The organism is Mesorhizobium sp. M1A.F.Ca.IN.020.03.2.1 (genome assembly GCF_004023205.1).
Lineage (GTDB): Bacteria > Pseudomonadota > Alphaproteobacteria > Rhizobiales > Rhizobiaceae > Mesorhizobium.
The window spans coordinates 24,170-40,823 of record NZ_RZSV01000023.1 but is presented as its reverse complement, the minus strand read 5'-3'; the positions used below and the strand labels follow the sequence as shown (position 1 = coordinate 40,823).

Annotated in this window: 14 protein-coding genes; 8 read left to right on the top strand and 6 right to left on the bottom strand. The window is 63.9% G+C overall.

The genetic code is table 11. The features are described from left to right. On the bottom strand, window positions 1–246 hold a 246-nt coding region (locus EOA79_RS06465), incomplete at its 3' end, for a hypothetical protein (protein WP_164893830.1). Between the two features lie 11 nt (window positions 247–257). Further along, window positions 258–1,658 (bottom strand): argininosuccinate lyase, encoded by a 1,401-nt coding sequence (gene argH, locus EOA79_RS06460; protein ID WP_095823971.1) that lies wholly within the window; start codon window positions 1,656–1,658, stop codon window positions 258–260. Window positions 1,659–1,694: 36 nt separating this feature from the next. Between argH and EOA79_RS06455 the strand changes: the two genes are divergently transcribed. Next, window positions 1,695–2,384, top strand: a complete 690-nt coding sequence (locus EOA79_RS06455; RefSeq protein ID WP_095823970.1) for a TlpA disulfide reductase family protein — start codon at window positions 1,695–1,697, stop codon at window positions 2,382–2,384. On the opposite strand, the gene EOA79_RS06450 is transcribed toward EOA79_RS06455, so the two are convergent. Further along, window positions 2,376–4,811 (bottom strand): EAL domain-containing protein, encoded by a 2,436-nt coding sequence (locus tag EOA79_RS06450; protein WP_095823969.1) that lies wholly within the window; start codon window positions 4,809–4,811, stop codon window positions 2,376–2,378. The two genes, EOA79_RS06455 and EOA79_RS06450, sit on opposite strands and share 9 nt — an antisense overlap. Window positions 4,812–5,138: 327 nt before the next feature. Here EOA79_RS06450 and ugpB point away from each other — a divergent pair, with 327 nt between their 5' ends. The 4 genes from ugpB (at window position 5,139) to EOA79_RS06430 (ending at window position 9,350) form a co-directional block, all read left to right on the top strand. Then, a complete protein-coding gene (gene ugpB, locus EOA79_RS06445; RefSeq protein ID WP_066990210.1) occupies window positions 5,139–6,449 on the top strand; it encodes a sn-glycerol-3-phosphate ABC transporter substrate-binding protein UgpB in 1,311 nt (436 codons plus the stop codon). Window positions 6,450–6,519: 70 nt separating this feature from the next. Beyond that, the gene (gene ugpA / locus EOA79_RS06440; protein ID WP_095824180.1) at window positions 6,520–7,404 is read left to right on the top strand and encodes a sn-glycerol-3-phosphate ABC transporter permease UgpA; all 885 of its coding nucleotides are present in this window, start codon (window positions 6,520–6,522) and stop codon (window positions 7,402–7,404) included. A gap of 8 nt (window positions 7,405–7,412) precedes the next feature. Continuing rightward, window positions 7,413–8,261: a sn-glycerol-3-phosphate ABC transporter permease UgpE gene (gene ugpE, locus EOA79_RS06435; RefSeq protein WP_067319104.1), complete on the top strand. Its 849-nt coding sequence runs from the start codon at window positions 7,413–7,415 to the stop codon at window positions 8,259–8,261. Window positions 8,262–8,267: 6 nt separating this feature from the next. After that, on the top strand, window positions 8,268–9,350 hold the full coding sequence (locus tag EOA79_RS06430) for a sn-glycerol-3-phosphate import ATP-binding protein UgpC (RefSeq protein WP_095823968.1): 1,083 nt from the start codon (window positions 8,268–8,270) through the stop codon (window positions 9,348–9,350). 7 nt (window positions 9,351–9,357) lie between these two features. On the opposite strand, the gene EOA79_RS06425 is transcribed toward EOA79_RS06430, so the two are convergent. The 3 genes from EOA79_RS06425 to EOA79_RS06415 form a co-directional block, all read right to left on the bottom strand. Further along, on the bottom strand, window positions 9,358–10,440 hold the full coding sequence (locus EOA79_RS06425) for an ABC transporter ATP-binding protein (protein WP_067319100.1): 1,083 nt from the start codon (window positions 10,438–10,440) through the stop codon (window positions 9,358–9,360). Next, a complete protein-coding gene (locus tag EOA79_RS06420; RefSeq protein ID WP_095823967.1) occupies window positions 10,437–12,008 on the bottom strand; it encodes an iron ABC transporter permease in 1,572 nt (523 codons plus the stop codon). Before EOA79_RS06420 ends, EOA79_RS06425 begins: the two co-directional genes overlap by 4 nt. A gap of 161 nt (window positions 12,009–12,169) precedes the next feature. After that, window positions 12,170–13,177 (bottom strand): iron ABC transporter substrate-binding protein, encoded by a 1,008-nt coding sequence (locus tag EOA79_RS06415; RefSeq protein WP_095823966.1) that lies wholly within the window; start codon window positions 13,175–13,177, stop codon window positions 12,170–12,172. A gap of 204 nt (window positions 13,178–13,381) precedes the next feature. On the opposite strand from EOA79_RS06415, the gene EOA79_RS06410 reads away from it, so the two are divergent. From EOA79_RS06410 to EOA79_RS06400, 3 genes are all read left to right on the top strand, one after another. Further along, entirely contained in the window at window positions 13,382–13,918 is a 537-nt protein-coding gene (locus EOA79_RS06410; protein WP_067319094.1) for a sigma-70 family RNA polymerase sigma factor, read from the top strand. A 1-nt stretch (window position 13,919) separates the two neighbouring features. After that, on the top strand, window positions 13,920–14,558 hold the full coding sequence (locus EOA79_RS06405; protein ID WP_095823965.1) for an NrsF family protein: 639 nt from the start codon (window positions 13,920–13,922) through the stop codon (window positions 14,556–14,558). A 132-nt stretch (window positions 14,559–14,690) separates the two neighbouring features. Next, window positions 14,691–16,652, top strand: coding sequence for a PAS domain S-box protein (locus tag EOA79_RS06400; protein ID WP_245322315.1), 1,962 nt, complete (start codon window positions 14,691–14,693; stop codon window positions 16,650–16,652). Window positions 16,653–16,654: the final 2 nt, after the last annotated feature.

Below are 16,654 nucleotides of genomic sequence, written 5' to 3'. Positions count from 1 at the left end.
GACATAAACGCCAAACTCGGACGTGGCGGAAAAATGGAAACTTCCGGCGCTTCTTGGTCCCATCCCGAAGCCGTCGTTGGCTTTCTCATCAGCGACTGCAAGGAGAAGTTCTGCGAGAAGGTGCAGCGCTCGCTTTGAACCTTGTATGAGGATCGTTGGCTCCCCACCGTCCTCGTCGGAAAGAAGAGCCAGGCTCAGGTTGGATTTCTGGTGGCTGTAGCGTTCTAAAATCTTGTCAGTTTGCATCAATCAGCCTTTCACGCCTTGGCCAAGCGCTTTTTCCAGTAGCGGATTTGCTTCCTCACTTCCGACGGAGCGGTGCCGCCGAAGCTTACGCGGCTCTTCACCGAATTCTGCACGGCGAGCACCGAGAAGATGTCGTCGGTGATGCCGGGATGGATCGAGCGCAGGTCCTCCAGCGAGAGCTTTTCCAGCCCGACCTTCTTCTCCTCGGCAAGGGCCACGGCGCGGCCGGTGACGTGATGGGCCTCGCGGAAGGGCAGGCCGAGATTGCGCACCAGCCAGTCGGCGAGGTCGGTGGCGGTGGCGTGACCGGCGCCGGCGGCCTTCTTCATGGCGGCCGTGTTCACGGTCATGTCGCGCACCATGCCGGTGGTCGCCGCCAGCATCAGGTCGAGCGTCTCGGCTGCGTCGAAAACCGATTCCTTGTCCTCCTGCATGTCCTTGCCGTAGGTCAGCGGCATGCCCTTCATGACCGTCAGCAGGCCGACCAGATGGCCGTTGATGCGGCCGGTCTTGCCGCGTACCAGCTCCGCGGCGTCGGGGTTCTTCTTCTGTGGCATGATCGAGGAGCCGGTGGAGAAGGAATCCGACAGCCGGATGAACCCGAATTGCGGCGTCGACCAGATGATGATCTCCTCGGCGAGCCGCGACAAATGCGTGCCGCAGATCGCGGCGATCGACAGGAATTCGAGCGCGAAGTCGCGGTCCGACACGCTGTCCAACGAATTGCGCATCGGCTCGCGGAAGCCGAGCGCCTTCGCGGTCATATGGCGGTCGATGGAAAAGCTCGTGCCGGCCAGCGCCGCGGCACCCAGCGGGCTTTCGTCCATGCGCTCGATGGCGTCGCGGACACGCGAGAGATCGCGGCCGAACATCTCGACATAGGCCATGCAATGGTGGCCGAAGGTCACCGGCTGCGCGGCCTGCATATGGGTGAAGCCGGGCATCACCGTCGCGGCGTGGTCCTCGGCGCGCTCGAGGAAGGCGGCGATGAGGTCCTTCAGCGCCTGGGCGACGCGCTGGCATTCCTCCTTGACCCAGAGTCTCAGATCGACCGCCACCTGATCGTTGCGCGAGCGGGCGGTATGCAGGCGGCCGGCGGCCGACCCGATCAGATCGGCCAAACGCGCCTCGACATTCATGTGGATGTCTTCGAGCTTGGTCGAGAATTCGAACTTCCCGGCCTCGATCTCTTTCAGGATCGTGTTCAGGCCGTGAGCGATTTTTTCTTGATCGGCGGCCGAAATAATGCCCGTTTCAGCCAACATCTTGCTGTGGGCGATCGAGCCGCGGATGTCCTGCGCGGAGAGTTTGCGGTCGAAGGCGATCGATGCGTTGATCGCTTCCATGATCGCGGCCGGGCCCGAGGCAAAACGTCCGCCCCACATCTGGTTGCTGGCCTTCTTGTCGCTCATCGCTATAACCCGTGCTCCGGAGCAGTTTTTAAGAAAATGGCAGACGGCAATAAGTTCTTCCCGGCCCCGCGCCTCATCCTCGCCGCGCTTGTGGCGGGCGTGCTGGCCGGCGCGGTCGCGGTATATGTCAGCGAGAGCGGTTCTGGCAACAACGCGCCGGATCAGGTTGCCGCCGCCGGCAGCGGCAAGGACGACGTCGCCTGCAAGGCGAAGGCCGAACGGGCCAAGCAGGTTGCGGCAAAGGCGGTCGGCCAGGTCGCGGCGCTGCAGCCGGCGGATCCGCCGCAATCGCTCAAGAGCCTCGCCTTCAACGGACCCGATGGCAAGCCGACGACCATCGCCGACCATGCCGGCAAGACGGTGCTGCTCAATCTGTGGGCGACATGGTGTGCGCCCTGCCGCGCCGAAATGCCGGCGCTCGACGCGCTGCAGAAGGAAAAGGGCGGCAACGCCTTCGAGGTCGTCGCGGTCAATGTCGACACCGGCGACGACGCCAAGCCGAAAAAGTTCCTGAAGGAGATCGGCATCGAGACGCTCGGCTACTACCGGGATGCGACGATGGACCTGTTCAACGAGGCCAAGACGCGCGGGCTGGCGCTTGGCCTGCCGGTGACGATGCTGATCGACGGCGAAGGCTGCCTGATCGCACATATGAACGGCCCGGCGGAATGGTCGAGCCCCGACGCCAAGCGATTGGTGGAAGCCGCGCTCGGTCCGTCAAGCTGAGCGCAGCGCGGCGGCCGGCTCGAGCATGAGGATGCTGCCGCCGCGGGCCTCGACAGCATCCATGGCCGCCGGCGCCGGCACGCCGGTCAGTTCGCTGAAGGTTTCGATCGGGCCTGGCCTGCCGAGATAGTATCCCTGGCCGATCTCGCAGTCCTCGGCATCGAGGAAGCGCAATTCGTCCAGCGTCTCGACGCCTTCGGCCAGCACCGGCAGGCCGAGGCCGCGCCCCAGCCCAAGCACGGCGCGCACGATGGCCGCGACCTGGCCGTTCCTGTCGACCGACTTGATGAACGAGCCGTCGATCTTGATCTTGTCGAAGGGAAAGGCGCGCAGATTGGAAAGCGATGAATAGCCGGTTCCAAAATCGTCCATCGCGACGCGGATACCAAGCGCCTTGACCTGCCGCAGGGTCGCCAGCGCCCGGGGCATATCCTTGATAAGGGCCGTCTCGGTCACTTCAAGCTCCAGCCGTCCGGCCGGAAGTCCCGAACGCAGCAGGATCTCGTGCACTTTGCGGCTGAAATTCGGGTTGTGGAGTTGCACCGCGGAGACATTGACGGCGATGGTCAGCGGAGTTTTCCAGCGCACGGCTTCCTCGCAGGACGTCGCCAGCACCCATTCGCCGATCTGGGCGATGGCGCCGCTGTCTTCGGCGACCGGGATGAAGACCGACGGCGGGATGTTGCCGCGCTCCGGATGATGCCAGCGGATCAAGGCTTCGAAGCCGATCATCTTGCCGCTGCTGATCTCCTTTTGCGGCTGATAGACCAGCCGGAACTCGCCGCGCGCAACCGCCTGGCGCAGATCGTGCTCCATGGCGCGCCTGTCGCGCGTCTCGGCACCCATCGAAGCCTCGAAATAGCGATAAGTGTCCTTGCCCTCGGCCTTGGCGCGGTAGAGCGCGGTGTCGGCATGGCTGACGAGCGCCGCCTGGTCGTCGGCATCCAGCGGGTAAAGAGCAATGCCGATGCTTGCCGACACCAGCTCGCCGCCGGGCGACAGTTGGCTTTCCTGGCGTAGCTTGGAAAGCACCGCCTCGGCGATACGGCCGGCGGCCTGCGGGTCGGGAAGGTTCGGCGCGATGATGGCGAATTCGTCGCCGCCGAGACGGGCGAGCATCTGCCCATGGCGGAGCACGCTCGACGCGCATTGCGCCACCCTTTGCAGCACGGCGTCGCCGGCGGCATGACCGAAGAGGTCGTTGACTTCCTTGAAGCGGTCGAGATCGAGAAGCATCAGCGCGAGCTGCCCGCCCTTGCCGCTCGCCGTGGCGATCTCGGCCTCGAGCCGGCTGGTGAAGCTGCGGCGATTGGCAAGCCCGGTCAGCGGATCGAAATGCGCCAGGCGAAGGATCTCCTGCTCGGCCTTCTTGCGCTCGCGCATGTCGCGGACGGCGACGACGTCGTGAGGCTTACCGCAATAGTCGATGCTGCGGGCGATCAGCTCGACCGGAATGCGGGTGCCGTCCTGGCTGCGCAGCTCGGCTTCCTGCGCCTGACCGCTGCCGCCGGCGATGGCTGAGGCAACGCGTTCGCCGAAGAGGTCGCCGAGCGTCATCACGTTCAGCGTGCCGGGCGCGATGCCGCTCAGCGCCGCGATGCTGTCGTTGGCGCTGACGATGCGGCTGCCGTCGCAAACGATCAGCCCCTCGACCGCCGCGTTGGCCAGGCCGTGCATGCGCTGCGCTTCCGCCTGATGCCGGCGGAACCGCAGGTCGATGCGGAGCGCCGCGGCCGAGAGCACCAGAATGACCAGGCTTGCCGCCGCAGCGGCAAAGGCTTGCGACATCGGCGCGATGGTGAATTTTGAGATCTCTATCGAGGAGTCCGGATAGATCGAGACCGCCGCCATGGCGATAAAATGCAGTGTGCAGATGGCCAGTGTGAGCAAGACGGCGGCAGCGATCGTCGTAAGCGTCGACGGGCGGCGAAGCACGACGAGCAGCGAAAGCGCGGCAAGCGTGACGCCCGCCGCCAGCGAAAGAGCGACGAGCAGCTCGTTCCAGACGATCCTGCCCTGGACCTCGAACGCCGCCATGCCGGTATAGTGCATCACGGCGATGCCGACGCCGAGCACGGCGCCGCCGACAAGATAGTGATCAATGCCGCCGCGGATGGTGGCGATCCACATTCCGGCCGCTGTCAGAACTACGGAGGCGGCCAGCGAAAGCGCGGAAAGCTCCGCGTTATAGGCGTTGGGTATTCCCGGCGTGAAGGCGATCATGGCGACGAAATGCGTCGCCCAGATACCGAATCCGGTCGCCGTGGCTGCAATCAACAGCCATGCGTAGCGATTTCGACTGGTCGATTGCTCGACATGGCGAAGAAGATTGACCGCCGAGAAAGAGGAAATTCCGCAGATGAGCGCCGCAAGTGCGACCAACCTCAGATCGTGCTCGTACACGATGCAATTATAGACGGTCAACATTTGGCCCCACCTGATCTTCCCGCATCAATCAAGTTAAGATTGCTTAAGGCCCGACGGCTGAAGAATCGATTAGTGGACCTGCAACCGACGCGTGTGCCTCAGGTTGTAAAGGACGGATAAGGTTGGGCCGGCTGTCGCAATACGATGGTTGGAGTCGCTCAAATCCTAAGCCGGCAAGCAATCTGCCCGGCCGTGACCGATGCACGTTAGTTTAGGATCAGATGATGTTCATCGACGCATAACAAAACCGTTGTCCGATTGTCATGCGCAACACATACTGGTTCTGCGGAAGCCCCCCTTTCGCCAATCACAACGGGAGATGAAAACATGAAGCTCTTCGGCTTCGCGGCAGGTGTTGCCGCTACCTTGACCCTGCTTTCCACCACGTCCGCTTTCGCTGTCACGCAGATCAGCTGGTGGCATGCGATGACGGGCGCCAATGCGGAAGTCGTCGACAAGATCTCGAAGGACTTCAACGCCAGCCAAAGCGACTACCAGATCGTTCCGGTCTTCAAGGGCACCTATCCCGAGACGCTGAATGCAGGCATCGCCGCGTTCCGCGCCGGCCAGGCGCCGGACATCATCCAGGTGTTCGATGTCGGCACCGGCGTCATGATGGCGGCCGAGAGCGCGATCAAACCCGTGGCCGAAGTTTTGACGGGCGCGGGGATGACGTTCGATAAGAGCCAGTATCTGCCCGGCATTGTCGGCTACTATTCGAAGCCGGACGGCACCATGTTGTCTTTCCCTTACAATTCCTCCTCGCCGATCCTCTACTACAACAAGGACATCTTTCAGAAGGCCGGCCTCGACGTGAACAACCCGCCTAAGACCTGGAACGAGGTCTGGGAAGCGGCGAAGAAGATCAAGGCGAGCGGCGCGGCCCCTTGCGGCTACACCTCGACCTGGCTGACCTGGATCCATCTGGAAAATTTTGCCGCCTGGAATAATGTTTCCTGGGCGACCCAGCAGAACGGACTGGCCGGCGGCGACGTCGAACTCAAGATCAATGCGCCGATTTTCGTCAACCACTTTCAGGCGCTGGCTGACCTCGCCAAGGATGGCACTTTCAAATATGGCGGGCGCACCTCCGAGGCCAAGCAGATATTCCTTGCCGGGGAATGCGGCATCTTTACCGAGTCGTCGGGCGGGCTCGGCGATATCGTCAAGTCGGGCATGAACTACGGCATCGGCCAACTGCCGTATGACAGCGATGCCAAGGGTGCGCCGCAGAACACGACGCCCGGCGGCGCAAGCCTCTGGGTTTTCAGCGGCAAATCCGATGCGGAGTACAAGGGCGTCGCTGCCTTCTTCGCCTATCTCTCCAAGACCGAGGTGCAGGAATATCTGCACCAGAAGTCGGGCTACCTGCCGGTGACGCTGGCAGCCTATGAGGCGACCAAGAAGTCCGGCTTCTACGACAAGAACCCGGGCCGCGAGACACCGATCCTGCAGATGACCGGCAAGGCGCCGACCGAAAATTCGAAGGGTGTGCGCCTGCCCAATCTGCCGCAGGTGCGCGATATCCAGAACGAGGAGTTCGAGAAGATGCTGGCCGGCCAGGAAACGGCCCAGCAGGCGCTCGACAATGCCGTCTCGCGCGGCAACGCGGCGATCAAGGACGCGTTGGGCAACTAGACCTGGCCGAGGATGAAACGTCGCCCGCGCGGATCGGCGCGGGCGATCCTTGCTTGACGAGGAAACCAAGCTGACCCCGCGCGTCGTTTTCCCCAACAAAGTCCTGCCTTACCTGCTTGTGGCGCCGCAACTCGCCATAACACTGGTTTTCTTCTACTGGCCGGCCGGGCAGGCGCTCTACCAGTCCATGCTCAGGCAGGATCCATTCGGGCTGAAGAGCAAGTTCGTCTGGTTTGCCAATTTCCGCAAAGTGCTTGCCGACCCGGCCTATCTCAACTCGATCAAGGTAACGGTGGTATTTTCGCTTGCCACCGCAATCGTGGCCATGGCCGCGGCGTTGCTGCTTGCCGTAATGGCGGACAAAGTGGTGCGCGGGAAAGCGCTCTACCGCACGCTGATGATCTGGCCTTATGCGGTGGCGCCGGCGATCGCCGGCATGTTGTGGCTGTTCCTGTTCAACCCTTCGATCGGCTCGCTATCCTACGTGCTGAGAAGTCTCGGCATAGCCTGGGATCCGTTGCTCAACGGCAGTCACGCCATGATCCTTTTGGTTTCCGCCGCAGCATGGAAGCAGATCAGCTACAATTTCCTGTTCTTCGTCGCCGGGCTGCAGGCGGTGCCGAAGACGCTGATCGAGGCGGCGGCGATGGACGGCGCTCGCGAGACCAAGCGTTTCTGGACCATCATCTTCCCGCTGCTCGCGCCGACGACCTTCTTCCTGCTGGTCGTCAACACTGTCTATGCCCTGTTCGACACGTTCGGCATCGTCCATGCCGTCACCGGCGGCGGACCGGGCAAGACCACCGAGACGTTGGTCTACAAGGTCTACAATGACGGCTTCGTCAACCTGATCCTCGGCGACTCGGCGGCGCAGTCGGTGATCCTGATGGTCATCGTCATCGCGCTCACCGCCATCCAGTTCCGCTATGTGGAACGCAAGGTCCACTACGGCTGAGGCAAGCGATGATCGGCCAGTCCCCGTTGCGTGTCCTGATCGCCCATGCCGCTCTCATTCTCGGCATTTTGATCGTTGCATTTCCCATCTACTACACATTCGTGGCCTCGACACAGACGCTGCAGACGATCCTCAAGCCGCCCCTGCCGCTGCTGCCCGGTGACCAACTCTGGAACAATTACAGCGAGGCCCTGTTCGGCGGTGTCGGGCGCATCGGCGGCGTCAGCGTCGGCAGGCTTCTTCTCAACACGACGGTCATGGCGCTCGGCGTCGCGGTCGGGAAGATCTTCATCTCGATCCTATCGGCCTATGCCATCGTGTTCTTTCGTTTCCCGCTGCGCATGACCTTCTTCTGGCTGATCTTCATCACTCTGATGCTGCCCGTCGAGGTCCGCATCCTGCCGACCTACAAGGTGATGGTCGACCTCGGCATGATCGACACCTATGCCGGTCTGATCATCCCGCTGATCGCCTCGGCCACGGCCACGCTGTTGTTCAGACAGTTCTTCATGACCATCCCGGGCGAGCTCATCGAGGCGGCGCGCGTCGATGGCGCCGGGCCGTGGCGCTTCTTCTTCGACATCCTCCTGCCGCTGTCGCGCACCAACATCGCGGCGCTGTTCGTCATCCTCTTCATCTATGGCTGGACGCAATATCTGTGGCCGCTGCTGGTCACCAACAGCAACGACATGAACACCATCGTCATTGCGCTGAAAAAGATGGTTTCCTTCGCCGACGCCGATACCCAGTGGCACCTTGTGATGGTCACTGCGATGCTGGCCATCGTGCCGCCGATCCTTGTCGTGGTGCTGATGCAGCGCTGGTTCGTGCGCGGCCTGGTCGAATCCGAGAAGTGAGGGGCGATGGCGACGGTTGATCTCAATGATGTGAGGAAGCTCTATGCCGGCGGCGTCGAGGCCGTGAAAGGCGTTTCCATCGCCATTCCGGACAAGCAGCTTTGCGTGCTGGTCGGTCCCTCCGGCTGCGGCAAATCGACGTTGCTCAGGATGATCGCCGGACTCGAGACCATCTCGTCCGGAACGGTTGCGATCGACGGCAAGATCGTCAATGCCGTCGGTCCGACCGAACGCGACATTGCCATGGTCTTCCAGAATTACGCGCTCTACCCGCATATGAAGGTCTACGACAACATGGCCTATGGCCTGCGTAATCGCGGCACGCCGAAAGCCGAGATCGACAGCAGAGTGCGTTCAACTGCCAAGGTGCTGGAATTGTCGGGACTGCTCGACCGGCGCCCTCGCGAGCTTTCCGGCGGCCAGCGACAGCGCGTCGCCATGGGCCGGGCGATCGTGCGCAATCCGAAAGTCTTCCTGTTCGACGAACCGCTCTCCAACCTCGACGCCAAGCTGCGCGGCCAGATGCGGGTCGAGATCAAGAGCCTGCAGCGCAGGCTCGGCGTCACTTCGGTCTATGTCACCCACGACCAGCTCGAGGCGATGACGCTAGCCGACATGCTTGTCGTCATGAATGCGGGGCTGGTCGAGCAGATCGGCGCTCCCCTCGACATTTACGAGAAGCCGGCCTCGACATTCGTCGCGTCCTTCATTGGCGCGCCGCCGATGAACCTGCTCTCACTGAGCACAGAAAGTTCTGCAACTGAGCTGGAAGGAAAGTTGCTTGTTCTTGCCCGGCCCGGCGGGCAGGCGGCAATGCTAGGCTTCAGGCCCGAGGACGCCGAACTCGTCGCCGATGCCGAGGACCGATCCGGGGCGCTGATGCTGCCCGCAACGGTCGAGGCCGTGGAGCCGGTCGGCGCGGAAACCTTCCTGCACTGCTCGGCTGCCGGCAATAATATCGTGGTACGGGTCGGCGGCCGCACGGCGGCAAAGCCCGGCGACAAGTTGCGCATCACCGCCACAGCCGAGAAGTTGCACTGGTTCGATCGGGGCGGCAGGCGCCTCGGCAGCGTAAGCCCCTCCTCTTGACTCAGCTTCAGGCAAACACATGCGCCTTGCCGGTCACCGTGAGGCGCACGATCTCGCCGACCTCCGGCACGTCCATGCCGGTCTTGCGCAGGACGAGCGGTGTGTTGCCGATCGCGGCCGCATCCGGCGGATCCGGGCTATTGAGCAGCCGCACGGCGATGGTGCAGACCGAGCCGGCGAATTCGGAGTCCGTCACCTCGCCGAACAGCATGTCCGGCGTCCCCGACATGCCTTCGCGGGAGGTTCGTTTAAGCACCACCTGCTCGGGCCTGAGCATGATACGGGCGACGTCGCGCCGCTCGGTGATGTCGACGGCGATGCGGCCGAGCGGCGATATGGCAAAGCCGTCGGCGATCTTGGCCGGCACGATGATGGCGTCGCCGAGGAACTCGGCAACCATCCTGTCCCTGGGCTGGAAGTAGAGCTCGCGCGGCGTGCCGACCTGCGAGAACAGGCCGTCGCGCATGACGGCCACCTGGCTGGCGAAGGACAGCGCCTCGGCCTGATCGTGGGTGACCAGGATGGTGGTGATGCCCGCATCCTCCAGAAGCTCGGCCACAGCCTTGCGCATCGAGGCCCGGAGGCCGGTGTCGAGCGCCGAGAACGGCTCGTCGAGCAGCATCAGGCGGGGTTTCATCGCCATGGCACGGGCAAGCGCGACACGCTGCTGCTGGCCGCCGGAAAGCTCGTGCGGACGGCGCTTCAGGATCGCCTTGTCAAGCCCGACGATATAGGCGAGCTCGACAATGTGCTCGGCGCGCTTCTCGGCGCTTCGGGGCATGCCGAAGCCGATATTGTCGGCGATGGTGAGATGCGGGAAGAGGGCGCCGTCCTGCGCCACCACGCCGATGCCGCGGCGATGCGCCGGCACCGCCGCCCCGCCATTGGCGAGCAGCTTGCCGTCGAGCGCGATGCGGCCGCGGTCTGGCGCCTCGAAGCCGGCGATCAGCCTCAGCAAGGTGGTCTTGCCGCAGCCGGAGGGTCCGACGATCGCGGTGCGGCTGCCGCTTTCGACGGTGAGGTCGACGCCGGCAAGTGCTGCCACCGGGCCATAATGTTTTGCTACGTCGCGGAGCTCGAGGAAGCTCATCGGCCGGCCATCCGCTTTGACTGGACGTAGAGCACCCAGGTCATGGGCAGCGACATCGCCACCATGATCAAGGCGTAAGGGGCGGCCGAGGCGTAGTCGATCTCGCCGCTGTAGGACCAGAACGCCATCGCAAGGGTGCGGGTGCCGTTCGGCGCCAGCATCTGCGTGGCGGTCAATTCATTGGTGATGCCGAGTGCCACCATCGCCATCCCGGCCGCCGCGCCCGGCGCCGACAGCCGGATCGTGGTCGACCATAGCGCCCTGAGCGGCGGGCGGCCGAGGCTCGAAGCCGCGCGTTCGAGTTCCACCGGCGCCTGGGCGATCGAGGCGCGCAGGCTGACCAGCGCGCGCGGCAGGAACATCAGCGCATAGCCGAAAAGGATGGTGAAGAGCGTCTGATAGAGCGGCAAGGCGATGCGTACGGTGATGGTCACCAGCGCCAGCGCGACGACCACACCCGGCAGCGAGCCGACGATGTAGTTGCAGCTCTCGAGCAGGCGCTGCAAGCGGCCGGGCGCACGGATCGAGATCCAGGCCATGGGCATTGCGGCGACCGTGGCAAGCAGCGCGCCGGCGACGGCGAGGACCAGCGTCTGGCCGAGCGCCAGGCTGATCTCGTCCCAACGCCAGACGTCGGCGCCACCGGCAAGCAGCCAGCGGCCGACGGTCACAAAGGGCACGCCGAGCGTGAGCAGCGCAGTCCCGGCGGGCAGCAGCAAGCAAGGCAGCGTGGCGCGGCCGAGGGCGACACGCTGCTGCTGGCGCGCCGCCCCGGAGCCGACGCGGGCATAACGCTCCTCACCACGCACGATCACCTCCACGCCAAGCAGCACGAAGCAGCAGGCGACCAGCACGGCGGCGAGCATGTTCGCCGCCGCGCCGTTGAAGGTCGACTGGAACTGGTCGACGATCGCGGTGGTGAAGGTATCGAAGCGGATGAAGACATAAAGCCCGTATTCGGCAAGCAGGTGCAGGCCAACCAGCAGCGAACCGCCGCAGATGGCCAGCCTCAACTGCGGCAGCACGACACGCGCGAAGACGCGCCAGGGTCCGAGGCCCAGCGCTGCGGCGGCATCTTCCAGCGCCGGGTCAAGCCGGCGCAGCGCCGCTGCGATCGGCAGATAGAGAAACGGGAAATAGGCGATGACGGAGACGAGCACGCCGGCCCAGAGCCCGTGCAGGCCGGGGATCAGGCTGATCCAGGCGTAACTGTGGACGAAGGCCGGGATAGCCAGCGGCGCTACCGACAGCCACGACCACCAACGGTTGCCGGGAAGGTCGCTGCGCTCGGTCAGCCAGGCAAGCGCCACCGACAGCACGATGGCGATCGGGACGGCCAGGACGACAAGCAGGATGGTGTTGACCAGGAGCGCGCCGACGCGAGGCCGAAAGATCAGCGCCACCACCGTGTCCCATCCCGTCTGGATGCCCACCCAGACGATGAAGGCAAGCGGCAGGAGAGCGATCAGCGAGAAGATGGCGGCCGCAAGCGTAATCCACGACGTGGACCGCCGGCTCTGCCTTGCGGCAGCCGGCGGCCCCGAATGCGTGAGGTCGATCGCGGACATCAGCCGGAATGCACCGCCTGGAGACGATCTGATGAACCGCGAACGCGGTCGGAAACGCAGATGATCGTCATCGACGAGGCCATCTCCAAAACAAAAGCGCTCCCGCGGAAAGCGAATTCCGGCGGGAGCACGGTCGGTTGTCCTTTTAGGACGAACGCGGACTAAAGCAAGCCGGCTTGCGTCATCAGGTCGATGACCTTCTTCGAGTTCAGGTGCGTCGGATCGATGTTGGGCGCCTGCAGATCGGCCAGCGGCACGAGCTTCGGGTTCGACATGGCATCCTTGCCGACCGCGTATTCATAAGAGGTCCCAGTTTTCAAAACCTCCTGGCCGGCCTTGCCGGTGACCCACTTCAAGAAAGCCTGGGCTTCCTTCGGATGCTTGCTCGAGGCCAGCACGCCGCCGCCAGAGATCGACACGAACGCGCCCGGGTCCTGGTTCTTGAAATAATGCAGGCCGACATTCTTGCTGTTCTCGCCGGTCTTCGCCTGGTCGCCGAAATAGTAGTAGTGGTAGATCACGCCGCCATCGATCTCCCCGGCATTGACCGCCTTCATCACCGTATTGTTGCCCTTGTAGGCGGTGAAGTTCTCCTTCATGGCCTTCAGCCAGTCGGAAGTCGCGGCTTCACCTTTGAGCTCGAGCATCGCGCTGACGATGGCCTGGAAATCGGCGCCGGACGGCGAGGCGGCCCACCGGCCCTTCCAGCTCGGATCGGCAAGGTCGAGCAGCGACTTGGGCAGCTGGCCTTCCTTGAGCTTGTCCTTGTTGTAGGCAAAGACGGTGCTGCGCGCGGCGACGCCCACCCATTTGCCGCTCGAAGGCTGGTATTCCTGCGGAACCTGAGCGAGGGTGTCGGCATCGACCGGCGTGAACAGGCCGGCCGCCTCGACCAGCGCCATCGCCGGCGAATTCTCGGTCAGGAACACGTCGGCCGGCGAGGCAGCACCCTCGGCGACGATCTGGTTGGAGAAATCGCTGTCGCCGCCATTGCGCAGCGTGACCTTGATGCCAGTTTCCTTGGTGAAGCCCTTCGCCCATTCCTTGGCCAGGCTTTCATGCTGGGCGTTGTAGACGATGATGCCTGCATCCTCCGCCATGGCCGGTCCGGCAATCAGGCCGAGGGCCAGCGCGGCGGCGCCGGCAAGAGTGGAAAAGGCAGTTTTCATGGGCATCGTCCTCAAATCTGCAGACAGGGGTTCGGGCTCAGGCGCACCTATAAATACCTGATTACAATAGTCAACATTCCGGCCTGCTTCAATCGGTCGCCGTGCCGCAAACTTTCGTGATTTTCCGGTACTTTGGCTTGGACATTATTTCGCCGGACACGTAACAAACCAGGGCCGAGACGCGAACATCGGGGGTAAACTCTTGTGACCGGCAAGGACGAGGCCGAGCTTTCCCGGCTGCTCAGGGCCGCGATCGCGGGAGACGAAAGGGCTTACGCCGACTTTCTTCACCGGATAGCCGCTCTCGTTCGTGGCTTCGTCCGGCGCAAGATCGTCCAGGGCGGGGTCGACCCCGAGGATGTCGTGCAGGAAACCTTGCTGGCCATTCACGTCAAAAGGCACACGTGGCGAGAAGACGCGCCGGTGCTGCCATGGGTCTATGCGATCGCCCGCTTCAAGCTGATCGATGCATTCCGCAGGCGCGGCCGTCGCATCGAGGTCGAGATCGACGAGATCGCAGAGACGTTCGCCGAGCCGGAAGCGGAGACGGTGAGCGAGCGCGACATAAACCGGGCCCTGGACGGCTTGCCGCCCTCGCAGCGTTCCGTGGTTTCCTCGATCTCGGTCGACGGCCATTCGATCGGCGAAACGGCGGTCAAGCTCGGCATCAGCGAGACGGCGGTGCGCGTGTCGCTGCATCGCGGCCTTGCCGCGATCGCCAAAAGGTTCGGACGACAGTGACATGAGAACCGAGGACCTCATAAAGGCGCTCGACGCCGATGCCCGCAACAAGGCGATGCCGCTTGGCCTCGCCTGGTGGCTGGCCGTCGGCGTGGCGGTTGCGGTCGCGGCGGTGGTCTTTTTCATGACCATCGGTCCGCGCCCGGACATCATGCCGGCCATGCATACGATGCGCTTCATGTCGAAGTTCGTCTTCACCTTGGCGCTCACGACCAGCGCATTCGCTCTGATCCGAGCGCTGTCGACGCCCGGTGCGGCGAGCAGGCGAGCGAAACTATGGACGCTCGCCGCGCCTGCGCTCGTCGTGATCGCGGTCATCCTGGAGCTTTTCGTCGTGCCGGAGGCGGACTGGGGCAGGCGGCTCGTGGGTTCCAACATGATGATCTGCATGAGCTTCATCCCGTTGATCGGCATCGGTCCCCTGGCTATCTTCCTCGGCATGCTGCGCTATGGCGCGCCGACGCGGCCGGTGCTGGCCGGCGCGGTCGCGGGCCTGCTCGCGGGCGGCTTGGCGGCGACCTTCTATGCCGCGCATTGCTTCGACGATTCGCCGCTGTTCGTCGCCACCTGGTACACGATCGCGATCGCGTTCCTCACCGCGCTCGGCGCGCTTGGCGGACGGTTTTTCGTCCGCTGGTAGGATTACACACCGATCCTTAATCATGCCGGCAATTGCTTTGCCGGTTAGCGGCGTGGCCGCCGCAGCTTACAACCATTCCTTAAAATCGATCCGCCAGGGTTGTGGCAGTTGCGCATGGGGTGGGATCGCATTGTGGCGTGGTTGAGTTGGAAAGGTCCGCGGGCCGGCAAGCGCGCTGTGCTCGCCTTGATGGCGGCAGGGCTTGCCACCCTGATGGCATCGGTCCTGTTGCCGGCGCTGGAGCTCGGTGCGGACGCGCTGAAGTTCTGCCTACAGATATCGGTCGCCGTCACCGCCGTGACGCTCTTTGTCTCGGCGCTGTTCATCCGCAGGATCATCGACGACCGCCGGCAGATTGCCGAGAGCGAGCAGCGCTTTCGCCGCGCGATGGAAGATTCGGCGATCGGCGTCGCCATCGTCGGCCTCGACGGCCGCATCCTTCAGACCAATCCCGCCTTCGCGGCGATGCTCGGCTACAGCCGGGCGGAAATCGAGGCGCTGACCTTCTTCCAGATCACGCATCCCGACGATCTGCAGATCGGCCGTGAGACGATGATCGCGCTGAAAGAGGGAAAGATCGATTCCTTTCATTTCGAGAAGCGCTACCTCAAGAAGGACGGCACTCCGGTCTGGGCGCAGCTCGCGGGCTCGGTCATTCGCGAAGACGAGACCGGCAAGCCGCTCTATCTTGTGTCGCAGATCGAGGACATCGATGCGCGCAAGCAGGCCGAAGCGCGCATCGCCGAAGCCGAGACGCGTTGGAATTTCGCGCTGACCAGCGCCGGACAAGGCGTCTGGAGCCTCGACATGCGCAAGGGCGGCACGACTTACTCCGAAACCTGGGTCAGAATGCTGGGCTATGACGATGGCGAGCTGGACGGCGACCCCGACCGCTGGCTGACGATGATCCACCCGGACGACCGCCAAATCGTCGCCGAGGCGGACCGGGCGCATCTTGACGGCGAGACGGCCTTCTTCGAGGCCGAGTTCCGGATGCGCCACAAGGACGGCCATTGGGTCTGGATCCTCGACCGCGGCAAGGCGATCGAACGCGACGGCGAGGGCCGGCTGATCCGGGCGATCGGCAGCTTGACCGATATCACGGAGCGCAAGGAGGCCGAAGAACGGCGCAAGGTCTCGGCGGCGATGCTCGCCGACGAAAAGGAGCGGCTCAGGGTGACGCTGCAGTCGATCGGCGACGCGGTGATCTGCACCGATGCCGCGAACCGCGTCACCTTCATGAATCCGGTCGCCGAAAAGCTCACCGGCATTGCCAGCGGCGAGGCGCTCGGCAAGGTGCTCGGCGATGTCTACTGGGCGGTCGACGAGGAAACCGGGCAGAGGATCGGCCTGACACGATCTTCGGCCGCCGACCGCCATCATTGCGATCAGAACGCCCGCGCCGTGCTCATCAGGCGCGACGACACGCGCTGCAGCATCCGCCAAATGGTGTCGCCGATCATGAACGACCGCGACGAGTTCTGCGGGCTCGTCATCGTCTTCCAGGATTTCACCGACGCGCGCGCCCTGCAGCGCCAGCTCGCTTATGCCGCGGCGCATGACGCGCTGACCGGGCTCGCCAACCGCCCAAGCTTCATCCGCACGATGGAGGAGTTGGTCGATCGGTGCCGGTTGAATGGCGGCGAGCATCAGTTCATGTTCGTCGACCTCGACCACTTCAAGGCGGTCAACGACACTGGCGGCCACGCGGCGGGCGATGCGCTGCTGAAGCGCGTCGCCGACGCCATCCGCAACGTGCTCGGGCCGGAAGATATCGTCGCCCGCCTGGGCGGCGACGAGTTCGCGGTCATACTGAAATCGGGCGCGCCGGCGCGAGCGACGGTCGCGGCGCGTTGCATCATCGAAGCCATCCGCAACCTGGGCTTCAGCTGGGACGGTCGTCCGCATTCGATCGCCGCCAGCATCGGGCTTGCGCCGATCCGCGCCGGCTGCGGCGAGGTGGACGAGATCATCGCCCGCGCCGATGCCGCTTGCTATGCCGCCAAGGCGGCCGGCCGCGGCTGCGTTTCGGCAGCACCCGATGAAGTTTCGAAGGACGAGGCGGCGCCCCTGCCGCTTGCCGCGGCATCCTGAAC